The organism is Variovorax sp. RTB1 (assembly GCF_035018765.1).
In the GTDB taxonomy this organism is placed as follows: Bacteria; Pseudomonadota; Gammaproteobacteria; order Burkholderiales; family Burkholderiaceae_C; genus Variovorax.
Map to the genome: position 1 here is coordinate 1 of NZ_JASJXG010000102.1, position 3,722 is coordinate 3,722.

Sequence of the window (3,722 nt, forward strand, 5' to 3'; positions counted from 1 at the left end):
ACCCGACGGCTGGACAGTCGTTCGCGGTCCTGATGTAACAGAACCTGCAGCTTGAATTCCGAACTGTAGGCGCTGCGTTTAGGGCGCAACCCGTCCATGCCATGCAGTCGGTAACGACTCACCCAGGTACGGATCTTCTCCTCGGGCACGTTCCACCGACGCGCCAACAGCTTTGCGCCGCCTTCACCGCCCAAAAAGCTATTGACGACCTGGAGCTTGAAATCCGTTTTGTACTTCTCCATAAGACCCTTTGAAGTTCGTCCAACTTCTGGGGGTCAGTTCAATCCCGGGGCGATTCATTCGGGCCATAACCGGACAACCAATGGAAAACCTTCAACCTGGCCTTTGCTTGCGGCCATTTGCCGGCGATGAGGATTTTCCAGCGATGGCCGATGTGGCCATCGCAGTGTTTGCAACCGACAACATGGGATGGGTCCGAACGCCTGAACACATACGTCAAGACTACGCCCGGTTCACTGACTTCGACCCCGTTCGCGACATCATGATGGCCGAGGTAGACGGCAAATTGGCGGGCTACGTGCGCACCTCGCACTGGATCGACGAAAACGGCTTGCTAGCTCAAGGGCAGGTTGGTTTCGTACATCCGGCCTTCAGACGTCGCGGCTTCGGCACGGAATTGTTGCGCTGGGTCGAGGAGCGACAACGTAATGTTGCGCGCCATCACGAAGCTGTATCCGTACATCACGTTTTCGTGACCGAAGGCGAAATAAGCCGCGTAGCAATGCTGCGTAGGGCCGGCTACGTATCCGTGCGCCACTTTCTGCCCATGGAGCGAGAAACGCTCGCTGACATACCTGATGTAGCACTGCCCGAGGGCTTCGAGTTGCGTCCGGTGCATCCGGTGCATCCGGATCATTTGCGCGCGATCTTCGATGCCCACATGGAAGCTTTGCAAGGACACTGGGGCGTCGCACCGCCAAAGCCAGGCGACTTTGAGCGCTGGACCACGCTGCCGACTTTCCAGCCGCACCTTTGGCAAGTGGCATGGCACGTTGAGAGCGGGCGGGTGGCCGGACAGGTCAAGCCCTTTATCAATGAAGAGCAGAACCTGACACAGAACCGTCGGCGCGGTGAAACTGAATTTATCAGCGTCGGCGCACCATGGCGTCGGCGTGGCTTGGCGCGCGCCCTTATCGCCAAGGCACTCCATGCACAAAGCGATGCTGACATGAGCGAGTCCGTGTTGGGCGTAGACGCCGACAACGCACACGACGCCGCACGACTCTATGAAAGCTGTGGCTTTCGCGTGACCCGGCGCAATATGGTCTTGCGCAAACCTTTGATTAAATAACCGGCTAGCGGGCCAAAAGCAGTCGCTCGACCTTGTGGCAGGATCGCCGTGGCAGGCAAGCGACCTACAAACCTCATCTCGACTGGAAGTAACGATGTCAATGCTCCAGCGCCTTTGAGGCGAGCGCAAGACCACGGTGCCCTTGCTTTGCCAGACCCTGACGCTCTATCGTCAGGGCTCATATGTTGGCCTGTCTGTTGGGTTCGCGACGTTCATAGCTTTCAACCTGCCGTGGCATCTCGTGCCGGCCTCCGGTCAGGTGCTCCAACTTCTGACGGCCGGGGTCGGCTTCTACCTTGCGGCCGCGCTGATGGCTTCGCGAACACCTGCCGAGATGGATGCGACGGACGCAGCCGCGCGCTGGCTCTAAGGTCCGCGTTTGGGCCAGAAGCAGCCGTTCGTAATGCTTGGTCGAGCGACTGGTTCAGACTGAATTCCGACATCTGCCGAGCGGCAGGCCGATTGACCGGGGTGCGACAGGCACCTGCGCGATCAGAGCAATAATAAGTGACTCGGCGCAACCATTCCGCCAACCTTCCCCAATCGCATCTGGAGATTAAATCTATGACTAGCGTTAGCCCGATTTCCCGCTTTAAATTCGTGGGCCGAGGGCTTTTTTCATCTTTATTCGGCGCGAGTGTGTTGGCTTTCTCCCTCGCAGCGCCCGCGATTTCAGGAGAGATTTACGCCGACAAGGCACCGAGCACGGCACTGGGACGCGACGTACCCTTTACCGTCTATTTGCCCGATGGCTATCCGAACGGTGTCGCAACAGGTTACCCGGTCATCTATCTTCTGCATGGCGCCGGCGGCGATGAGAACGAGTGGCGACTGAAGCTGGGTGCGAAGGAAACGCTCGAGGGGCTGGTCGCACGGGGACTTATGCGCCCTTCCGTGGTGGTGATGCCAACCACCGGCGGCGCGTCTTGGTGGACAGACGGCGCCGCTGAAAAAGCTGGCACCGCTGTAATGGCTGACCTTCTGCCTTATGTCGAGAAAAAATACCGGGTCTCGCGTGAACGCAGTGGACGCGCCATCGCCGGGTTGTCCATGGGTGGCTACGGAGCGCTGAACTTGTCGCTGCGTAACCCCGATAAGTTTTGCGCAGCCGGAGTTATCAGTCCTGCGATTTACGATCCGCTTCCGCCCGAAACGTCGGCGTCGCGCCAAACGCCGCAGTTTGTGCGCAACGGGCAATTCGATCCTGAGACATGGAAGTCTCTCAACTATGCGTCACAGCTCGACACTTACAAGGCGCAACCTTTTCGCGTTCCAATGTGGATAGTTTCCGGTGACCACGACCGACTGGGTATTGCGCCAATGGCAGCAAATTTGTACTGGCGACTGCATCAAATCCAGCCAAAGCAGGTTGAATTACGCGTGGTGGACGGCGACCATGAATGGATGACGTTCCGCGATGCACTTCCGGCCGCGCTTGAATACATTGAAAAGGAGTGCACCAAGCCTAGTTGAGCGAGCGGTGGTGATCAGCAAGATCGGTCGCACTCATCCGGCGCGGCAAATACTGCCGGCGCTCATATTCAACCGACATCGGGCTTTCCGGTTGCCATCCATTAAGCGACTCGATCCTCGATCACCAAATTTTGACTTGTGCGAATCGTCAAGTCGCTATAAAACCTGCGCTGATGATCGAAGTCGAAGGGCTTTTTGAAGCTCGACGATGCGTGCAATCTCTTCAGAGGGGACATCGCAAGACGATTGCCGACCGAGTGCAACGGGCCCGAAGCAGACGGTTGCAAAAGCTGTTGATCTCGCACGCGTTCCCTGCACAGCCGTGCGTTCAACACCCGCCTCTATCCCGCGACCCAGAGCACGCGAGTGTCCGCCACCCGTTCCAGGAGGTCCTCGCGTGCGCGCCCAAGGTAGTCTCTTACACCAGCGTCTTCCCAATCACCCCAAACGGTTGCGACTGCGGCGCTCGTGATCGTCCTGACGAGCTCGAGCATGTTGCGCTGGTAGGCGTCCGCGCCGATCGACCAGGGCAGGTCGTGCGAGGAGCTGGTGCGGATCGGGCACAGGTTCATCACAACGAAGCCATCGCAGCCATGGCGCACCGCCATCACCTCGGCCCCGGCGAGCGTAATTCCGCTCAAGGAAAGATCGTGATGCACCCGTTGCTACTGGCTGCGACCAACCGCCCTGACGCGTCGTGCCCCTCCACCTGATAACAATAGGTCTCGTCGAAGATGACCGAGTTATCGACGAGTGATGTGGACGTGACCGTCGCCAGGTCGAAGCCATCGCGAATGACAAGGAAACTGGCCGCTCGGGGATCATCACTCCAGTCCACTTCGACTGCTTCCGGACCGAGGCGTGTCAGCGTCAGCGAGAGCGGCGCGACGTCAGGCTGCTGGACGGGGACGACCACCCCCACTCCTACGCCCACAAT

General features: G+C 58.8%; 6 protein-coding genes. 3 read left to right on the plus strand and 3 right to left on the minus strand.

Features of this window, described 5'->3' with window-relative positions; translation table 11 throughout:
- Positions 1-242, minus strand: a 242-nt coding sequence (locus tag QN397_RS26440) for a helix-turn-helix domain-containing protein (RefSeq protein WP_323502483.1), incomplete at its 3' end; no start/stop codon positions are given.
- An 80-nt stretch (positions 243-322) separates the two neighbouring features.
- Here QN397_RS26440 and QN397_RS26445 point away from each other — a divergent pair.
- The 3 genes from QN397_RS26445 to QN397_RS26455 all read left to right on the plus strand — a co-directional run bounded on the left by QN397_RS26445 (position 323) and on the right by QN397_RS26455 (position 2,785).
- Positions 323-1,312 carry a GNAT family N-acetyltransferase gene (locus QN397_RS26445; protein WP_323502485.1) on the plus strand — a complete coding sequence of 330 codons (990 nt, stop codon included), beginning with the start codon at positions 323-325 and terminating at the stop codon, positions 1,310-1,312.
- A 136-nt stretch (positions 1,313-1,448) separates the two neighbouring features.
- The gene (locus QN397_RS26450) at positions 1,449-1,682 is read left to right on the plus strand and encodes a hypothetical protein (RefSeq protein ID WP_323502486.1); all 234 of its coding nucleotides are present in this window, start codon (positions 1,449-1,451) and stop codon (positions 1,680-1,682) included.
- Positions 1,683-1,876: 194 nt separating this feature from the next.
- Entirely contained in the window at positions 1,877-2,785 is a 909-nt protein-coding gene (locus tag QN397_RS26455; RefSeq protein WP_323499622.1) for an alpha/beta hydrolase, read from the plus strand.
- 341 nt (positions 2,786-3,126) lie between these two features.
- Here QN397_RS26455 and QN397_RS26460 read toward each other — a convergent pair whose 3' ends face one another.
- Together QN397_RS26460 and QN397_RS26465 are read right to left on the minus strand one after the other, a co-directional pair.
- Positions 3,127-3,426: a hypothetical protein gene (locus QN397_RS26460; protein WP_323502488.1), complete on the minus strand. Its 300-nt coding sequence runs from the start codon at positions 3,424-3,426 to the stop codon at positions 3,127-3,129.
- Positions 3,423-3,722 (minus strand): hypothetical protein (locus QN397_RS26465; protein WP_323502490.1); only part of this gene is annotated, 300 nt, incomplete at its 5' end. The genes QN397_RS26460 and QN397_RS26465, both read right to left, overlap by 4 nt.

Bases quoted from the DNA above. Each gene is read 5' to 3' on its own strand.
- QN397_RS26445 (WP_323502485.1), top strand. From the start codon at position 323: ATGGAAAACCTTCAACCTGGCCTTTGCTTGCGGCCATTTGCCGGCGAT.
- QN397_RS26455 (WP_323499622.1), top strand. From the start codon at position 1,877: ATGACTAGCGTTAGCCCGATTTCCCGCTTTAAATTCGTGGGCCGAGGG.